General features: G+C 73.3%; 12 protein-coding genes. 5 read left to right on the top strand and 7 right to left on the bottom strand.

What is annotated here, in order from left to right:
* The first annotated feature begins 227 nt into the window (after nt 1-227).
* Nucleotides 228-3539 carry a BTAD domain-containing putative transcriptional regulator gene (locus HQQ85_RS17100; protein ID WP_173183695.1) on the top strand — a complete coding sequence of 1104 codons (3312 nt, stop codon included), beginning with the start codon at nt 228-230 and terminating at the stop codon, nt 3537-3539.
* Between the two features lie 3 nt (nt 3540-3542).
* Here the strand turns inward: HQQ85_RS17100 and HQQ85_RS17095 are convergent, their stop codons facing one another.
* From HQQ85_RS17095 to HQQ85_RS21170, 4 genes are all read right to left on the bottom strand, one after another.
* Nucleotides 3543-4358 carry an ABC transporter permease gene (locus tag HQQ85_RS17095; RefSeq protein ID WP_173183694.1) on the bottom strand — a complete coding sequence of 272 codons (816 nt, stop codon included), beginning with the start codon at nt 4356-4358 and terminating at the stop codon, nt 3543-3545.
* Nucleotides 4355-5416 carry an ATP-binding cassette domain-containing protein gene (locus HQQ85_RS17090; RefSeq protein WP_173183693.1) on the bottom strand — a complete coding sequence of 354 codons (1062 nt, stop codon included), beginning with the start codon at nt 5414-5416 and terminating at the stop codon, nt 4355-4357. Before HQQ85_RS17090 ends, HQQ85_RS17095 begins: the two co-directional genes overlap by 4 nt.
* A gap of 119 nt (nt 5417-5535) precedes the next feature.
* Nucleotides 5536-7509, bottom strand: coding sequence for a thioredoxin domain-containing protein (locus tag HQQ85_RS17085; RefSeq protein ID WP_173183692.1), 1974 nt, complete (start codon nt 7507-7509; stop codon nt 5536-5538).
* A 38-nt stretch (nt 7510-7547) separates the two neighbouring features.
* A complete protein-coding gene (locus HQQ85_RS21170; protein ID WP_173183691.1) occupies nt 7548-8303 on the bottom strand; it encodes a DUF1684 domain-containing protein in 756 nt (251 codons plus the stop codon).
* 132 nt (nt 8304-8435) lie between these two features.
* On the opposite strand from HQQ85_RS21170, the gene HQQ85_RS17075 reads away from it, so the two are divergent.
* The 4 genes from HQQ85_RS17075 to HQQ85_RS17060 all read left to right on the top strand — a co-directional run bounded on the left by HQQ85_RS17075 (nt 8436) and on the right by HQQ85_RS17060 (nt 15562).
* Nucleotides 8436-9254 carry an alpha/beta fold hydrolase gene (locus HQQ85_RS17075; RefSeq protein WP_173183690.1) on the top strand — a complete coding sequence of 273 codons (819 nt, stop codon included), beginning with the start codon at nt 8436-8438 and terminating at the stop codon, nt 9252-9254.
* Between the two features lie 62 nt (nt 9255-9316).
* The gene (gene hrpA / locus HQQ85_RS17070; protein WP_173183689.1) at nt 9317-13321 is read left to right on the top strand and encodes an ATP-dependent RNA helicase HrpA; all 4005 of its coding nucleotides are present in this window, start codon (nt 9317-9319) and stop codon (nt 13319-13321) included.
* Between the two features lie 205 nt (nt 13322-13526).
* Entirely contained in the window at nt 13527-14735 is a 1209-nt protein-coding gene (locus tag HQQ85_RS17065) for an MFS transporter (RefSeq protein WP_173183688.1), read from the top strand.
* Nucleotides 14736-14737: 2 nt separating this feature from the next.
* Nucleotides 14738-15562 (top strand): aldo/keto reductase, encoded by an 825-nt coding sequence (locus HQQ85_RS17060; protein WP_371741942.1) that lies wholly within the window; start codon nt 14738-14740, stop codon nt 15560-15562.
* A 54-nt stretch (nt 15563-15616) separates the two neighbouring features.
* Here the strand turns inward: HQQ85_RS17060 and HQQ85_RS17055 are convergent, their stop codons facing one another.
* The 3 genes from HQQ85_RS17055 to HQQ85_RS17045 form a co-directional block, all read right to left on the bottom strand.
* Complete coding sequence (locus HQQ85_RS17055; RefSeq protein ID WP_216851775.1) at nt 15617-15922, bottom strand: hypothetical protein; 306 nt, start codon at nt 15920-15922, stop codon at nt 15617-15619.
* A gap of 306 nt (nt 15923-16228) precedes the next feature.
* Nucleotides 16229-17164, bottom strand: coding sequence for a DMT family transporter (locus HQQ85_RS17050; protein WP_173183686.1), 936 nt, complete (start codon nt 17162-17164; stop codon nt 16229-16231).
* A 416-nt stretch (nt 17165-17580) separates the two neighbouring features.
* On the bottom strand, nt 17581-18561 hold the full coding sequence (locus HQQ85_RS17045; protein WP_173183685.1) for an aldo/keto reductase: 981 nt from the start codon (nt 18559-18561) through the stop codon (nt 17581-17583).
* Nucleotides 18562-18564: the final 3 nt, after the last annotated feature.

Genomic DNA, 18564 nt, shown 5'->3' with positions numbered 1-18564 from the left:
CGCTGCCCATTAGGCGCGTCGCCGCTCGTCGGCACGGGAGGAGAATCGTGGCGATGGCGCTCCCCGGAGGATATGGCCGTCATTCTCCTCCCATGCCGACGTGCCGGGAGGCCGATCGCGGGGCGCGACGGGCGGGGCGGCGGGCGCGACGGGTGGGGTCGTCGGCGCGCGACGGGAGGGCGGTCGGCGCGCGACGGGTGGGGCGGTCGGGAAAGTAGGCTGTGCGCGTGAGCGATCGGGGTGCGGCGGCGGTCGTCGAGGTGCCGCCTGCGGTCGTGGGCGTGCTCGGGCCGGTCGCCGTGGGGCGCGGCGGGGTGTGGGTCGAGCCCGCGGGGCGCCGAGCCAAGGCGGTGCTCCTGGTGCTGGCGCTGGCCGCGCCGCGGGCGGTGGGTGTCGAGGCGCTGATCGACGAGGTATGGGGCGACGAGCCCCCGCGCGCCGCAAGGGGAGCGCTGCAGGCGCTGGTGTCGCGGCTGCGCTCCGCGTTCGGCGACCGCGTCATCGAGTCGACGGCGTCGGGCTACCGGCTGGGCTTCGACGTCGACCTGCGCCAAGCGCGTGCCGAGGCGGCGCGGGCAGCTCAGGCCCTCGCGGGCGGCGCCGCCGAGGACGCGGCCCGGATCGCGGCGGAGGCGACCGCACTGTGGCGCGGCACTCCGGGCGCCGACCTCGATCCGGGCGAGCTCGCCGACGCGCTGGCGGCCGGTGCCGACGATGTGGCCGCGATGCTCGATACGACCACGGCGGCTGCCGCGCTCGCGCTCGGGCGAGCCGCCGAGGCCGAGGAAGCCGCTCGCCGGCTCGCCTCCCGCGCGCCCTTCGACGACCACGCCCAGCTCCTCCTGATGCGAGCGCTCGACGGGCAGGGCCGCGGCACCGAGGCCGTCGCCGCCTTCGCCGAGTACCGCGAGCGGGTGCAGGACGCCTTCGGCACCAGCCCCTCGCCCGAGCTCCAGGCCCTGAACCTCGAGCTGCTCGATCGCGCGGAACGGCCCCCGGCCGCGACGGCGGCGGCACCACCGGACACCGCCGCCGCGCCGCTCAGCCGCGGCATCCGCGCCGCGCCGAACGCCCTGGTGGGCCGCGAGGCCGCCGTGCAGGCCGTGCTCGCGCTGCTCGAGCAGGCGCGGGTGACGACGATCCTCGGTCCGGGCGGCCTCGGCAAGACGCGGTTGGCGCACGAGGTGGCGGCCCGGTCCGTCGGGAAGTTCGGCGCGGTCGTCGTCGTGGAGCTGGCGAGCGTGCGGAGCGCCGAGGACGTCGTGTTCGCGCTGGCGTCGGCGCTGGGCATCCGGGAGCTCGGCAGTGCCCGGCGGATGGGCGACCAGCGGGTGCGCGCCGACCTCCGCACGCGCATCCTGGACCGGCTGGCCGAGCGTCGCACCCTGCTCGTCGTCGACAACTGCGAGCATCTGATCGACGCGGCGGCCGACTGGGCGGCGGCCCTCACCGGCGAGCTGCCCGAGCTGACCGTGCTGACGACCAGCCGCACCCCGCTCAGCATCTCGAGCGAGCGTGTCTACGCCCTGCAGCCCCTCGGGGTGGCCGGCGCCGACGACCCCGCCGTGCAGCTCTTCTCCGACCGCGCCACCGCCGCCCGCCCCGGGGCCACCCTCGACCGGGCGACCGTCGCGCGGCTCTGCGAGCGCCTCGACGGCCTGCCGCTCGCGATCGAGCTCGCGGCGGCGCGCATCCGCTCGATGTCGCTGGACGAGATCGAACGCCGCCTCGGCAACCGCTTCGCCCTGCTCACCGGCGGCGACCGCAGCGCCCCCGAGCGGCACCGCACGCTGCTCGCCGTGATCGAGTGGAGTTGGAACCTGCTCGGAACGGATGAGCAGAGCGCCCTGGCCCGCCTCTCCGAGTTCGCCGACGGCTTCAGCACCGAGGCGGCCCGGGCGGTGGTCGGGCCCGGGGTCGACGACGCGCTGGACGGCCTCGTGGCCCAGTCACTCGTCATCCTGAGCGAGCCCGCGGTCGCGGCTGCCGACACGGTGGGCGGGGCTGCCGGCGGCGAGCCCGGCGGGCTGCGGTTCCGGATGCTCGAGACCGTCCGTGAGTTCGGACGGCTGCAGCTCGAGCGCGGCGCCCTCCGCGACGAGGTCGAGCGCGCCCTGTTCGCCTGGGCCGACGCTCTCGCCGAGCGCACGCTGCCGCGGCTGATCGGGCACGGCCAGCTCGCGGCCCTCCGGGAGGTCGCGGTCGAGGAGGACAACCTCATCGACGTGCTGCGCCGTGCGGTCGACGCGGGCCGACCCGACATCGTCGTGTCGGTGTTCGCGCTGCTCGCCTGGTACTGGTCGCTGCGCGGCGCCCACTCCGAGGTGCTCGCCTTCGCCGCGCCGGTGTTCGAGAGCGTGCGGCACTACGATCCGCCGGCCGAGCGGGCCGGGAGCACGGTGCTGTCACTCGTCCTGATCGCCGTGACGCAGCTGGTCGGGCAGCAGCGCACGGCGTACCGGGCACTGTCGCGGCTGCGGCGGGTGGTGGCCGTGCATCCGGTGACCGAACCGCGGCTGGCCGCCATGGCGGAGGTCGCGCTCGAGGTCGGTCGCCTCGATCGCCTGGAAGCGGCGATCCTCCGTGCGCACTCCTCGCCCGACCGCCCGACCGCGCTGATCGGCAGCCTCGTCGCGAGCCTCGCCGCCGAGAACGCCGGCCGTAGCGCCGAGGCGATCGCGATGGCGCGGCGTGCCGTCTCGCTCGCCGACTCGCTCGGGGACACCTGGGGAGGCGGCATGGCGGCGCAGATGCTCGCCCAGCTGCACAGCCAGAACGCCGAGCCGGCCGAGGCGCTGCGCTGGGCGCGGCGGGCACGCGAGGGCATGGCGGCCGTCGGCGCGAGCGACGACGTGCGGCAGCTGGAGTGGGTGATCGCTGCGAACGACATCGGGGTCGGCGCCCTCGACGAGGCCACCGCGCTGTTCGAGCAGCTGGCCGCCGATCCCGGGCAGAACGACGGCGTCGACGTCGCCTCGATCGGCCGGGCCGGCCTCGCCGAGGTGCTGCGCGCCCGCGGCCTCCTCGAGGAGGCGGCCGACGAGAACCGCCGGGTCCTCGCGAGCTTCGACGTGCCGCGCACCCGGTCGTCGCCGTGGTTCCGGATGGCCCTGTCGAGCGTGCTCGGCGCCCTGGTCGTCGACGGCACGGGACAGCCCGAGGAGCTCCGCCGGATGGCCCGGCGGCTGCGGTCGCGCACGCTCGCCAGCCTCCGGCCGGAGGGCGTCTACGTCGACCGCCCCGTGCTCGGCGCCTCGCTCGTGGGCCTCGCGGCCTGGTCGGCCGGCGTCCCGGCGATCGGCCCGGACGTGGCCCTCGAACTGCTGGCGCTGGCGGACACGATGGGCGCGCGCCAGGACAACCCGGGCCTGCACCGCGCGCCGATGTTCGCGCGCTTCGCGGCGGAGGTGGGCGAGGACGCGGTGGCGTCGGCCCGCGCATCCGCCGCCCTGCTCGGACACGACGAACGGCCCGGGCGTGCGGCAGAACTGCTGCGCACACCCGGGCCGTGGTCGTGGGCCTGGAAGGACCAGGCCTAGCCTTCAGGCCTTCTTCATGTAGGCGCGCACCGTGAGGGGCGCGAAGATCGCGACGATGACGGCGGCGCCGAGGAGCGAGATCCAGGCGTCGGAGGTCAACATCGCGCTGTTCGCCAGGTCGCGCACCGCCGTCACGAGGTGCGACACCGGGTTCACGTTCACGAACCACTGCAGCACGGGCGGCAGCGTGTCGACCGGCACGAAGGCGTTCGAGAGGAACGTCAGCGGGAACAGCACGAGGAACGAGATGCCCTGCACGCTGGCGGCGCTCCGGGCGATGACGCCGAAGAACGCGAAGATCCAGCTGATGGCCCACGAGCAGGCGATCACGAGCAGGCCGGCCACGACGACCGCGCCGAGCCCGCCCTCGGGCCGGTAGCCCATCAGGAAGCCCACCACGAAGGTGATCGTGGTGGCGATGGCGTAGCGCACGGTGTCGGCCAGCAGGGCGCCGGCGAGCGGGGCGATGCGGGCGATGGGCAGGGACTTGAAGCGGTCGAACACGCCCTTGTCCATGTCCTCGCGCAGCTGCACGCCGGTGACGACGCTGGTCGTGATGACCGTCTGCACGAGGATGCCCGGGATCAGCAGCGGCAGGTAGTCGGCGATGCTGCCGGCGATCGCCCCGCCGAAGATGTAGGTGAACATCAGCGTGAAGATGATCGGCTGCAGGGTGACGTCGATCAGCTGCTCGGGCGTGCGGCGGATCTTGATCAGCCCTCTGCCGGCCATGCTGAGCGAGTTGCGCAGGGTCTGGGCGATCGTGACGTGATTCTTGAGGGTGCGCTGGGCACCGGGGGTGATGGTGAGGGTGCTCATCGGGTGGTCTCCAGTTCGGGGGTGGTGGTGCCGTCGGCGGTCGTTGCGCCGGGGGTGGTTCCGGATGCGGTGGCCGGGCTCTCGGCGCCGGTCGCGCTCGTGTCGTCATCGGTGGCCGTGTGGCCCGTCAGGGCGAGGAAGACCTCGTCGAGGGTGGGCTGCTGCACCGCGAGCTCCTCGACGGCGATGCCGTCGGCGCGCAGGCGGACGAGCAGGTCGGTGATCGAGTCGGGGTCGCTCATCGGCGCGGTGATGCGCCCCGCCTCGGGGGTGAGCACCGCCTCGACGCCGAGCACGTCGAGCACCGCGTGCCGCGCCCGCTCGAGCGCCGCCGGGTCGGCCAGGCGCAGCAGCAGGGAGGCGCTGCCGACGCTCGCCTTCAGCTCCCCCGCCGTGCCCTCGGCGACGACGATCCCGCGGTCGATCACCGCGATGCGGTCGGCGAGCTGGTCGGCCTCGTCGAGGTACTGGGTGGTGAGGAGCACGGTGGACCCGGTGGCGACCAGGCGGCGGATCGTGTCCCACATCTGGGCGCGGGTGCGCGGGTCGAGACCGGTGGTGGGCTCGTCGAGGAAGATCAGCGGCGGCTGCGAGATCAGGCTCGCCGCGAGGTCGAGGCGCCGGCGCATGCCGCCCGAGAACTTCTTCAGGGGGCGCTTCGCGGCCTCGGTCAGGCCGAACTCCTCGAGCAGCTCGGTGGACTTCCGCCGCGCATCCGCTCGGCTGAGCCCGTTGAGGCGGGAGAAGAGCACGAGGTTCTCGGTGGCGGAGAGGGTCTCGTCGACGCTGGCGTACTGACCGGTGACGCCGATCAGCTGGCGGACGATCTGGGGTTCACGGCGGATGTCGTGGCCGAACACGGTGGCCTCGCCGCCGTCGGGCTTCAGGAGGGTGGCGAGCATGCGGATCGTGGTGGTCTTGCCGGCGCCGTTCGGGCCGAGCACGCCGTACACGGTTCCCGTGCGCACGCTCAGGTCGACGCCGTCGACCGCCCGGTTGTCGCCGAAGACCTTGACGAGGCCGTGGGCCTCGACGGCCCAGTCGGAGGAGTACGTCATGGGGCGTCCTTTCGTAGTGGATGCCCCTACCCTCCCCGGGCGCGCTGACGCGCCGCCGACGCGCCGCTGACACGCGCTGACGCGCGCTGACGCGCGCTGTCGTGTGATCGCGCGTCTCGTCAGTAGCGACGGAGCGCCGCCGGGTCGGTGACCGGGAGGCGGCAGACGAAGTCGCGGCAGAGGTAGGCCGTCGGGAGGCCGGCTCGGGTGGTGCGGTCGGCGAAGAGCTCGAAGCCCGCGACCGCGAGGAGGCGGGCCTGCTCGTCGGTCGCGCGGGTGACGACGGCGCCGCGCCAGGTGCGGATGCGGGCGGTGAGGTCGTCGGGCCGGGCGTCCGCCTCGGCGTCGGGTGCGGGTGTGCGGTCGAGAGGGTCGGCCGGGGACGGGGTGACGAGCACGAGCTGCTCGGCGGGGCGGGAGAGGCGGGTGAGGATCTCGAGGGTCGCGCCGAAGGCGATCGGCTGCGCGACGGTGTCCGCCGCCAGGGGCGCGACCGCGCGGAGGGCCGCGGCGCGGTAGCGCGCGTCGGCGGTGAGGGCGTGCAGGAGCAGCGCCGCGGAGGCGGCGGCGGAGTTGCCCGAGGGGTACGCGCCCTCCGAGGGGTCCAGCTCGCTCGCGAGGCCTTGGGCACCCAGGATCGGGTCGCCGCCGCCGGGCACGGTGAACACGGGGCCGGTGGGGTCCTCCGTCAGGACGGCGTCCACGAGCATCCGGCCCGCTGTCGCGTAGCGCGCCGAACCGGTGGTGGCGGCCAGGCGGAGGAGGCCCTCGGCGAGCATGCCGTAGTCCTCGAGGGTGGCGACCGCCGTCGAGGCGCGGCCGTCGATCGAGGCGCGCAGGAGCCGCGGCGGTTCCCCGGCAGCCGAGGTGACGTGCGCCTCGAGCAGGTGATCGGCCGCGTGCTGGGCGGCGAGGGCGAGCTCGGGGCGGTCGAACACGAAGGCTGCCTGGGCGAGCGCGCCGATGGCGAGGCCGTTCCAGCTGGTGAGCACCTTCTCGTCGAGGGCGGGCGGGGTCTGGCGGGCACGGGCCTCGGCGCCGAGCGCGTAGTAGCCGCCCTCGACGCGGTGGCCGTCGACGGTGCTCTCGGAGTCTTGGGCCGAGGCGAATCCGCCGGACGGCAGCTGCATCACCTCGGTGAGGAACCCGGCGACACCGAGCGCGGCATCGCGCGCCCCCAGCTCGTGCGGGGCCGACGCCCACGCGGCGGTGAGGGCGTCGAGCAGGAGGGCGTTGTCGTAGAGCATCCGCTCGTAGTGGGGGTCGCTCCAGTCGCGCTTGGTGGCGTAGCGGAAGAAGCCGCCCTCGACGGGGTCGCGGAGCGGCGACGCGGCCATGGCGCGGAGGGTGCGCAGCGCGAGAGCCTCGGCGTCGGTGGCCGTGTCAAGGGCGATGTCGCCGTCGCCGGCCGCGACCTCGAGCAGGAAGCGGAGCACGGGCGCCACGGGGAACTTGGGCGCGCCGCCGAAGCCGCCGTGCTGAGCATCCTCGTACTGGCCGAGCTCGGCGACCACCGCCGCCAGCTGACCGGCCGACACGGGCGCCGCGCCACCCCCCTCGACCGCCACCGCACCCCGCCCGCGCAGCCGCTGCTGCCCCTCGGCGAGCATCTCGGCGAGCCCCGCGGCCGAGCGCTCGACCTCGGCGCGGCGGGTGGTCCAGGCGTCGTCGACCGCGGCGAGCACCTGCGAGAACGCCGGATGCCCGTCCACCGGCACGGGCGGCGAATACGTCCCGGCGTGGAACGCCTGCCCCGACGGCGTGACGAACACGTTCAGCGGCCACCCCAGGTTCTGGGTGAAGGCCCCGGCGGCCGCGAGGTACGCCGAGTCGACCTCCGGATGCTCCTCCCGGTCGACCTTGATCGCCACGAACCGCTCGTTCAGGTACGCGGCGAGCGCCGGGTCGCTGAAACTCTCACGGGCCATCACGTGGCACCAGTGGCAGGTCGAGTACCCGATCGACACGAGCACGGGGACGTCCCGCTCGCGGGCCTCGGCGAAGGCGGCCTCACCCCACGGGTACCAGTCGACCGGGTTGTCGGCGTGCGAGCGCAGGTACGGGCTGATCGCGTCTCCGAGTCGATTCGTCATGCGTCCACCCTCGCACCGCCCGGCCGACGCCACCACGGTCAGTGGCGGGTGACCTGCTTCTCGCCTGCGCGCACGGGCACCGTGAGGCGGTTCTGCGCGGGCGGCAGCGGGCAGACGTAGAAGTCGGCGAACGCGCACGGCGGCAGGTAGGCGCGGTTGAAGTCGACCTCGATCGGGCCGGCGCCGCCATCCGCTCGCAGCTTGAGGAAGCGGAAGCGGTAGCTCTCGGTGCCGCTCGTCGCGTCGGCGAACACGAGCTGCATTCCGGTGAGGGGCCCGGTCGCGATCAGCGCGACCTCGTCGCCCCCGATCGTGACCGTCACGGTGCCGGCCAAGGTGCTCGTCTCCGTGTAGCCGTCGATCTCCTCGACGTCGATCGTCGCGCCCTCGTCAGCCGGCTCGAAGCGCCCCGTCAGAACCCATGCCTCATCGGGCATGTACGCGTCGATGCCGGCGACGGATGCTCGGCTGGCTGCTTCCGCATCGAGCACCCTGAGCGCCACCTCGTCGTCGCGGCGGAAGTGCCGCAGCACCCGCGAGCCGAGCAGCACCTCGCCGCCCTCCTCGATCGTGAGGTCGTCGCCGACGATGTCGCCGTCCTCGACGCGCCACGTGCCCTCTAGTCCCTCGACGGCGACGGGCTCCGCGCCGGGCGTGAGCCAGTGCGTCCCGACCAGGGCGGCGATGCCCTGCGGAGCGGTCACGAGCCGCAGCCGGGCCTCGTGCCAGGAGGCGAGCGCCTGCTCGAACTCGGAGGGGTAGGAGGTGGGGCGGTCGGCGTTCGGGTCGGTCACGGATCGAGCCTACGTCCGGCGGTGGACCCCGGGGCCGGGATGCCCGAGACTGGAGCCGTCGCGGCACCGCCGCCGCGCATCCGGAGCCGGCATCTGTGAGCCGGCCTTCGGGCCGAGACGTTGGAGGCCGCCATGACCGAGTTCACCCAGAGCAGCACGGGCGACACCGTCGCGTACGACCGCTACGGCGACGGCAGCGGCCGGGCGATCGTGTTCATCGCCGGCGCGGGCCCGTACCGCGCCGGCGACCCCGTCACGACCGAGACCGCGCAGCTCGCGGCCGCCGAGGGTCTCACGACGCTCGTGTTCGACCGGCTGGGCCGCGGCGAGAGCGTCGCCGAGGGCGTGCTCGACCTCGACCGCGAGCTCGAGGCGGTGCGGGCGGCGATCGCGGCGGCCACCGGGGCCGACGGCAGCTCGGACGACGGCCGCGCGGTGCTCGTCGGTCACTCCTCAGGCTGCTCGATCGCCCTCGCCGCGACGGTGCGCGGCCTGCCGGTGAGCGGGCTCGTGCTCTGGGAGGCGCCGCTCAGCGAGTCCGCGGCCGACACGGCCGAGTGGAGCGACGGCTTCGAGGCGCTGCTCGACGCGGGCGAGGACGAGCGGGCGAAGGAGCACTACATGCGCGACATGCCGCCTGAGTTCCTGGCCGGGGCGAAGGCCTCGCCGGCGTGGCCCGCGATCGTGGCCAACGCGCGCACCGAGCGGGCCGACGGGCAGTCGATGAAGTGGGCGAACGCGGCGCTCGAGGGCGAGGGTTTCCCCGGGATCGACGTGCCCGTGCTCGCGGTCTACGGCACGCAGACGTTCCCGCAGATGCCGCTCGCGGCGGCGCGGATCGCCTCCGCGGTGCCGGGCGCCCAGGAGAAAGCCGTCGAGGGCGCGATGCACTCCTGGCAGCCGGCCGCGATGGCCGCGGAGCTCGTGGCCTTCGCCCGCGCGCTGCGCTGACGGGCCGGGCGGGGCACGGCCAGCGCCCGACCCGCCGCGCGCGGCGGTACGATGGAGGGCTCATGTCTGCCGCCCCCCTGCGCATCGTCTTCCCCCCCGAGCTGCCCGTCAGCCAGAAGCGGGACGACATCGCGCGCGCCATCGAGGCCCATCAGGTCGTGATCGTCGCCGGCGAGACCGGATCGGGCAAGACCACCCAGCTCCCCAAGATCTGCCTCGAACTCGGCCGCGAGAACATCGGCCACACGCAGCCCCGCCGCCTCGCCGCCCGCACGATCGCCGAGCGCATCGCCGAGGAGCTCGGCCAGGAGGTCGGCGGCCTCGTCGGCTACCAGGTGCGCTTCACCGACCGCGCGAGCAAGGAGACGCGCATCAAGCTGATGACCGACGGCATCCTGCTGAACGAGATGAACCACGACCGGCTGCTCAGCCGCTACGACACGATCATCATCGACGAGGCCCACGAGCGCAGCCTCAACATCGACTTCCTGCTCGGCTACCTCAAGCAGCTGCTCCCCCGGCGTCCCGACCTCAAGCTCATCATCACGAGCGCCACGATCGATCCCGAGAGCTTCGCCCGCCACTTCGCCGAGCCCGACGGCACGCCGGCCCCGATCGTCGAGGTCTCGGGCCGCACGTTCCCGGTCGAGGTGCGCTACCGTCCGCTGGCTCCGGATGCCCCCGCCGACGACCCGGCCGACGACGACTACGACGAGACCGACGCCGACGAGGGCGCCGCCCCCGAGCGCACCCGCCCCACGAAGCCCCGAGCCGGACGGGGCGACGACCGCCCCTCCGAACCCAAAGACCTCTTCGAGGCCATCGGCGAGGCCCTCGACGAGCTGGCCCGCGAGAAGCCGGGCGACGTGCTCGTCTTCCTCAGCGGTGAGAACGAGATCCGCGACGCCGAGGAGGCCCTCCGCGGGAAGTTCGCCGCGACCGGTGGGGCCGGCCAGACCGAGGTGCTGCCGCTGTACGGGCGGTTGAGCGCCGCCGAGCAGCACCGGGTGTTCCAGAGAAGCAGCACCCCGGGCATCCGTCGCCGGGTGGTGCTGGCCACGAACGTCGCCGAGACGAGCCTCACGGTGCCGGGCATCAAGTACGTGATCGACGCCGGCACCGCGCGCATCAGCCGCTACTCGGTGCGCTCGAAGGTGCAGCGGCTGCCGATCGAGCCGATCTCGCAGGCCAGCGCGAACCAGCGCTCGGGGCGGAGCGGGCGAACGAGCGACGGCATCGCGATCCGGCTCTACTCCGAGGAGGACTACGCCAGGCGGCCCGAGTTCACCGATCCGGAGATCCTGCGCACGAACCTGGCGGCGGTCATCCTGCAGATGATCTCGCTGGGGCTCGGTGACATCGCGTCGTTCCCGTTCCTGCAGCCGCCCGACTCGCGTGGCGTGAAGGACGGCCTCGACCTGCTCGCGGAACTCGGTGCGACCCGTCCGGGCAAGGCCGGTGAGCAGCCGCGGCTGTCGGCGATCGGCCGCGACCTCGCCCGCCTGCCGATCGAGCCGCGGTTCGCGCGCATGGTCGTCGAGTCCAAGCGCACGAACACGAGCCGCGAGGTGCTGGCGATCGTGGCGGGCCTGACGATCCAGGATCCCCGCGAGCGCCCCCTCGAGAAGCGCGGCCGCGCCGACGAGCTGCACGCCCGCTTCGCCGACCAGACCAGCGACTTCCTCACCCTGCTGAACCTCTGGAACTACCTCGAGGAGAAGCAGCGCGAGCTCGGCTCGAGCGCGTTCCGGCGCCTCTGCAAGGCGGAGTTCCTGAACTATCTGCGCATCCGCGAGTGGCAGGACGTCTACCGCCAGCTGCGCCAGCTCGCCAAGCCCCTCGGGCTCGAGATCGGCGAGCCGAGCGTGAACCCCGACGGCATCCACCGCTCGATCCTGTCGGGCCTGCTCAGCCAGATCGGCCTGCGCGACCAAGTCAAGCGCGACTACCTCGGCGCCCGCCAGACCCGCTTCTCGATCTTCCCCGGATCGACGCTGGCGAAGAAGCAGCCCGCGGCCGTGATGAGCGCCGAGCTCGTCGAGACCAGCCGCCTGTTCGCGCGGATGAACGCGGCCATCGACCCCGGCTGGGCCGAGGCGATGGCGGGCGACCTGGTCAAGCGCAGCTACTCCGAGCCGCACTGGGAGAAGAAGCAGGGCGCCGCCGTCGCCTACGAGCGCGTCACCCTGTTCGGCGTGCCGATCGTCGTGCACCGCCGCGTGCAGTTCGCCCGGATCGACCCCGAGTACGCCCGCGAGCTCTTCATCCGGCACGCGCTCGTCGAGGGCGAGTGGGAGTCGCAGCAGGCCTTCGACCGCGCCAACCGGGCCTTCCGCCGCGACCTCGAGCAGCTCGAGGAGCGCAGCCGCCGCCGCGACATCCTGCTCGACGACGAGGCCGTGTTCGAGTTCTACCAGGCCCGCATCCCGCGCGACGTCGTCTCGCAGCGCAGCTTCGAGGGCTGGTGGAAGAAGGCACGCCACGACGACCCCGAGCTGCTCACGATGACGGTCGAGACGCTGCTTCCCGAGGGCGCGCCCGACGTCGACGAGAGCGAGTTCCCGGCCGAGTGGCAGCAGGGCGACCAGCGCCTGGCGCTGTCGTACCGCTTCGAGCCGGGCGCCGACGACGACGGCGTGACGGCCACCGTGCCGCTCGCACTGCTGCCGCGACTGAAGCCCGAGGGCTTCGAGGCGCAGGTGCCGGGGCTCCGTCGCGATCTCGTGACGGCGCTCATCCGCTCGATGCCGAAGCGGCTGCGGGTGAACTTCGTGCCCGCGACCGACTGGGCCGGGCGGCTGCTCGACGAGCTCGGCGCGGATGCCGGAGACGACTTCCCCGCCCGCCTCGCCGCCCTCATGTCGAAGCTCGCCCACACCCCGGTGACGGCGGCCGACTTCGACCGCTCGAAGCTCCCCGAGCACCTCCGCGTCACGTTCCGCGTGGTCGACGAGCGCGGACGCACCGTCGGCGCCTCCAAAGACCTCGTCGAGCTCCAGCGCACCCTCTCCGACGCGGCCCGCGCCTCGATCTCGCGCGCGGTGCGCCAGGTTCCGGATGCTCGTCCCACCCGCAACCCGCGGGGCGACTCGTCCGGCGCCGCCGAGGGCGTCCGACGCGGCGCGGGCCCCGACGCCGTGGCGGCCGCGAGCGGCCCCGCAGCACCGACCTCGGCCGGCGATGCCGCCGGCGCCTTCCGCGAGCGGTCGCAACTCACCTCCTGGTCGTTCGGAACCCTCCCCCACCACGTCGACACCCGCCAGCACGGCGGTGTCATCCGCGCCTACCCGGCCCTCGTCGACGAGAAGGCGGGCGTCGCGCTCCGCCTCATGGCCACCCCCGAGGAGCAGGCCCGGGAGACGCCCGCGGGCATCCGGCGCCTGCTGCTGCTCGCCGTGCCGAGCCCGGCCTCCTACGTGCGGGAGCACCTCACCCAGAACGAGAAGCTGCTGCTCGCGACGAGCCCGTACCAGAACGTCAACGCGCTCTTCGACGACGCGATGATGGCGTGCGCCGACGAGGCGCTGACCGCCCTGCACCCCGACGGTCTCGTCTGGACGGAGGAGGAGTTCGACGCGGTGCGCGACCGCCTCTCGAAGGCCGTGCTCCCGCTGCTGGATCAGACCGTCGCCACCGTCGTGCGCATCCTGGGCGGCGTGCGCGACGTGGAGAAGGCGATCAAGTCGGTGACGAGCATGGCGCTGCTGCCTGCGATCGCCGATGCCCGCGAGCAGCTGGCCGCCCTCGTGCGCCCGGGTTTCGTCTCGGTGACCGGCCTCGCCCGTCTCGGACACCTGCCCCGCTACCTCGCGGCCATCGTCTACCGCCTGGAGAAGCTGCCCGACAACCCCGCGCGCGACCGCGCCTGGATGACCGAGGTGCAGACCGCGACCGCCCGTCTCCTCGACGCCGGCGGCCGCATCCCCCTGGCGCCGCATTCCCCCACGCACCTCGTCCGAGCCCGCTGGCTGATCGAGGAGCTCCGCGTCGGCCTCTTCGCCCAACCCCTCGGCACCGCCGAGCCCGCCTCCCTCCAACGAGTAGCGAAGCTCCTCGCCCCCCAGTAGCCGAGCATCCGCCCCTCTGCCCCGCCCCGCCCTGCCCGCCCTGCCCTGCGTTACCCCGGCCTGCCCTGACGAACGCAACAGGCCGTACTCGACGACCCAGGCGATACCGTCGCCGCACCACGCCGCGAAGCAGCGGGGCGCGACGGCGGCATCGCATCCCGCCCGCGCCGCAGAGGCGGCGGCGCGGAAGTAAACTAACCCAGTTATGAGCAGCTACCGGGACCTCCTGAAGACGCGCGGAGTCGCGCGCATCATCGCGGCCCAGCTGACCGCGCGTTTCCCGAACGGGATGCTGTCGCTGGCCTTCCTGCTGCACATCGAGCACACCTACGATTCCTACGGCGTGGCGGGCCTCGTGCTCGCCGCGCTGAGCATCGGGCAGGCGATCGCCGGGCCGCTGACGAGCCGGCTGATGGGCCGCTGGGGCATGCGCCCGGTCATCCTCACGGCGATGATCATCTGCGCCCTCGCCATCTCGACCATCGCGCTCTTCCCGCTGGGCATCGCCGCCGACATGGTCATCGCGCTGGTCGCCGGGCTCAGCACCCCGCCCATCCAGCCGGCCGTCCGCACCATCTACCCGAAGATGGTGAACTCCTCCCAGCTCACCCCGCTGTTCTCGCTCGACGCCTCGGCGCAGGAGATCATCTGGGTGCTCGGCCCGGTGATCGTCACGTTCGTCTCGATCCAGATCGGCACCGTCTGGGGCATCATGCTCGCGGTGGCGTTCCTGATCGGCGGCGGCATCTGGTTCCTCACCAGCCCCGAGCTCGGCCGGGTGCGCATCCCGCGCTCGAAGCGCAAGCTCGGCGTCGTGCTGAAGAAGCCGCCGGTGCTGCTCGCCACCGTCGTGGGCTTCCTGCTCGTCGCGGCCTGCGCGGCCATCGAAGCGGGCGTCGTGTCGACGTTCGGCGAGGGCGGCGCCGAGGCCGGCATCGTGCTCGCGATCTTCGCGGTCGGCTCGCTTGTCGGCGGCCTGTCGCTCGGCCACAAGCCGATCGGCCCGTGGGCGCTCGCCCGGCGCATGGCGATCGTCTTCGTCGGCACGGCCATCGCCGCCGCCTGGCTCAATATCTGGTGGCTGGCGGTCTTCCTGTTCGTCGCCGGCATCGGCATCGCACCGGCCCTCGCGGTGATGTTCGCGATCGTCTCGGCGAGCGTGCGCTTCAGCGACACCGCCGAGGCCTACGGCTGGGTCGGCACCGGCCAGCTGATCGGCGCGGCCGTCGGCTCGGCGCTGGCCGGCTTCCTGATCGACGGCATCGGCGCGGTCGGAGCGTTCATCGTGGCGGCGGCCCTGGCCCTGCTCGGCTTCCTGGTGCCGCTCCTCGGCAAGCGGTTCCACCCCGACCTCCGCGGACGCGACGCGAGCCCGCTGCCCGACACCGAGCCCGTCGCGACGATCACGGGCTGATCGTGCCGACGTCTCCCTCCCTCCTGCTCAACGACGGCGCCGCGATGCCGCAGCTCGGCCTCGGCGTCTACAAGACGACCGACGAGGAGGCCGCCACCGCCGTCTCGTTCGCCCTCCGCCACGGCTACCGCCTGATCGACACCGCCTCGATGTACCACAACGAGCGGGGCGTCGGAGAGGGGGTGCGAGCATCCGGAATCGACCGCTCGGAGGTCTTCGTCACCACGAAGGTCTGGTTCACCGACAACGGCTACGACGAGACCCTGCGCGCGTTCGACGAATCGATGCGGATGCTCGGCCTCGACCACCTCGACCTCTACCTGATCCACTGGCCGGCCCCGCTGCGCGACCGGTACGTCGAGGCGTGGCGGGCGCTGATCGCCCTGCGCGACTCGGGGCGCGTGCGCTCGATCGGCGTCGCCAACTTCCACCCCGCGCACCTCACCCGGATCGTCGAGGAGACCGGCATCGTCCCCGCCGTCAACCAGGTCGAGCTGCACCCGCGGCTGCCGCAGACGGCGCTCCGGGCCTTCGACGCCGAGCAGGGTGTGGTGACGCAGTCGTGGTCGCCGCTCGCGCGCGGCGGTCTGATCGCCGACCCCGTGCTCGCCCGCCTCGCCGCGAAGCACGGCCGCAGCCCGGCGCAGATCGTGCTGCGCTGGCACGTGCAGCTCGGTCTCTCGGTCATCCCGAAGTCGGTGACGCCCGCGCGCATCGTCGAGAACCTCGACGTCTTCGACTTCACCCTGGATGCCGACGACCTGGCCGCCATCGCCTCCCTCGAGACGGGCGAGCGCACGGGCGTCGACCCGAACGACCGCAACTGACCCGTTCCTCGGCGGTTGCGCCCGGCAGCACGACGTGCGCCGTATCGCCCGACGTCACAGGACGAGCGGGAACCAGTGCCGATCGCTAAGTGGGGAGTCGTCGCCGATGCTCACCCAGCTGCCTTCGACAATGGGGTGGCTCTCCGAGGTCCACACCCCGAAGTGCGCGAGCGGCGTCGGCCAGGCGTAGTCGTCCGACGGCGAGTCGACCAGGTTGCGCACCGCCCCCACGAAGACGAGTCCGCTCCCGTCGCCCGTGATCTGCGCCGCGAGGCCGGCGATCCCGAGCTGGCCGCTCGGATCGTCGCGCTCGATCACGCGCATGGGGAGGTCGAGCCGCCCGGTGTCCGGCCGGGTCACGCAGAAGACCTGGTCGGCTCGGCGGATCAGGAGCCTGACGACGCACATCGGCGCGGGTGGCGTGGACCGCCGGACGACCTCGGCCCGCCCGGAGCGCGGAAGCCACGCGGCGTCGGGCGTGACGTGTACGACTGTCTCGACCTCAGCACTCACCCCGAGAGCGTAGCCGAGTGAGAGGCTCGGCCGAGCCGTCGCAAATCGCCCTCTCGGAGCTCTGAGAAGGCGATTTGCGACGGCTCGATCGAGGCGGGGACACTCCACGGAGTTCCAGGGGTCGGTCGGCGTGGGGCGCTCGAGGGACTCGCTCTAGGGGTCGTTCGGCGTGGGCGTCGTTGGAGACACGGGCGACGTCGTGCCCGCGACGACGACGGGGGCGCGGCGGAAGGCCGCGCTGTTCGCCAGGGCGACTCCGCCGAGCACGATGAGGCCGCCGATCGCCTGCGCGAGGGTCAGCGGCTGCCCCGCGACCACCACGAAGATCGCCGTGAAGACCGCGATGAGGTTGAGGAACACGCCCGCGCGCGCCGGCGGGATGACCATGAGCGCCCGCCCCCACAGGAGGTACGACAGCACGGAGGGGAAGACGGCGATGAACCCCAGGGCCCACCACCCGCCATCGGTCTGGGGGAACGTCGGGCCACCGACGATCAGGGACACCGGCGCGAGCAGCACCACCGCGATCGCGACCTGGGCGGCCGTGGCGCTGATGGCGGGCATCCGCGGAGCCTGGCGCAGGAGCAGCGTGTAGGCCGTCCAGGCGAGGATCGCGCCGATCATCAGCACGTCGCCCACCCCGAAGCCGCCGGTGAACAGCGACAGCACCGATCCGCGCGAGAGCACGATCAGCACGCCGATCAGCGCCACCAGGATGCCGATGGCCGCCGTGCGCGACAGCTTCTGCCTCAGGATCACGACCGCCGCGATGCTGATCAGTGCGGGGTTGAAGGCGTTGATCAGCGAGGCGCTGAGCGCGTCGATGTGCTGCAGGGCCGAGTACAGCAGCAGCGAGTACGCCAGGATGCCCGTGACACTCTGCGCCAGCAGCCACCGCCAGTGGCGCCACAGCGCCCGCCAGTCGGGCCGCTCGACGAGCTGCGCGATCACCACGAGCGGAACGAGGGCGAGGCACCAGCGCAGCAGCACGAGACTCATCGGGTCGAGCTCCCGCACGGCCACGACGCCCACCACGTTGTTGCCCGCCCAGAACGCGGTCGCCAGCACCAGCGACACCACGGCGACCACGGTCGCCCGCCGCGCTCCCGAGGACGCCCCCGCCGTCGGTCCCGCCGTCGGTCCCGCCGTCGATGGCGCCGTCGGTTTCGGATTTGAATCTGCCGTCGACGGCGCCGTCGGTTCTGGATTCGAACCCGGCGTCGATCCCGAGCCGCCCGCTGTTCCGCCCGAGCCGCCCGCTGCCCCACCCGAGCCGCCCGCTGCCCCGCCCGCACCGCTCATCGCTCCCCCAAGCCGTTCCGCCACCCGCTCCGCGAGGACACTCGTGACCGGAAGGCCCGGCGGTGGACGCGCCGACCCGGCCGGGTCGCACGCTGCGCGCCGACTAACCGGCCGCGACCCCATGCTAGGCCGAGCAGCACCGGCCGCGGGCGCGCCTCGCACCCCCACAACCAGGGGGCACCTCGCCCCGACGGCGCGGGCTCCTACCAGCGGTCGTGGATGGCGGCCCGGAAGGAGCGGTCGTAGATCTCGTGCACGGTCGCGTCGAGAGTGGGCGGCAGCTCGAGCGAGCCCGCGGCCGCGTTCGATTCGGCCTGGGCACGGTTGCGCGCGCCGGGGATGACAGTCGAGACGCCGTCCTGCGCCGCCACCCAGGCGAGCGCCGCCGCGGCCGGTGCGACACCCGAGGGCAGAGCCGCCGCGAAGGCCTGCGCCGCCTCCACGCCGGTGGCGAAGTCGACCCCCGAGAAGGTCTCGCCGACGTCGAAGGCGCTGCCGTCGCGGTTGTAGTTGCGGTGGTCGTTCTCGGCGAAGGTGGTGTCGACCGTGTACTTGCCGCTGAGCAGCCCCGACGCCAGCGGCACCCGCGCGATGATGCCGACGCCGGCCTCGCGGGCCGCCGGCAGCACCTCGTCGAGCGGCTTCAGCCGGAACGCGTTCAGGATGATCTGCACCGTCGCCGTGCCCGGCCGCGCGATCGCGGCGAGCGCCTCGGCGGTGGTCTCGACGCTCACGCCGTAGTTCGCGATCGCGCCCTCCTCGACGAGGGTGTCGAGTGCGTCGTAGACGGCGTCGCTCGAGAAGACGGGGGTCGGCGGGCAGTGCAGCTGCACCAGGTCGAGGGTGTCGACTCCGAGGTTCGCGCGGCTGCGATCGGTCCAGGCGCGGAAGTTCGCCAGCGTGAACTCGGCCGGGTCTTGGGCGCCTCGGCGGCCCATCTTCGTGGCGACGGTGAGCCGTGCATCCGGATTCTCGCGGCGGAAGCGGCCGATGATGGTCTCGCTGCGCCCGTCGCCATAGACGTCGGCCGTGTCGAAGAAGGTGACGCCGGCGTCGACCGAGGCGGCGAGCACGTCGAGGGCGGCGTTCTCGTCGACGTCGCCCCAGTCGGCGCCGAGCTGCCAGGTGCCGAGGCCGATGATGGAGACGGAGCGGCCGGTGCGGCCGAGGGTTCGTTCGAGCATGCT

The sequence above is a fragment of the Herbiconiux sp. VKM Ac-2851 genome, from assembly GCF_013205105.1.
Taxonomy (GTDB): Bacteria; Actinomycetota; Actinomycetes; order Actinomycetales; family Microbacteriaceae; genus Herbiconiux; species Herbiconiux flava.
The sequence above is the reverse complement of the archived record's forward strand: the minus strand, read 5'-3'. Positions and strand labels throughout refer to the sequence as shown.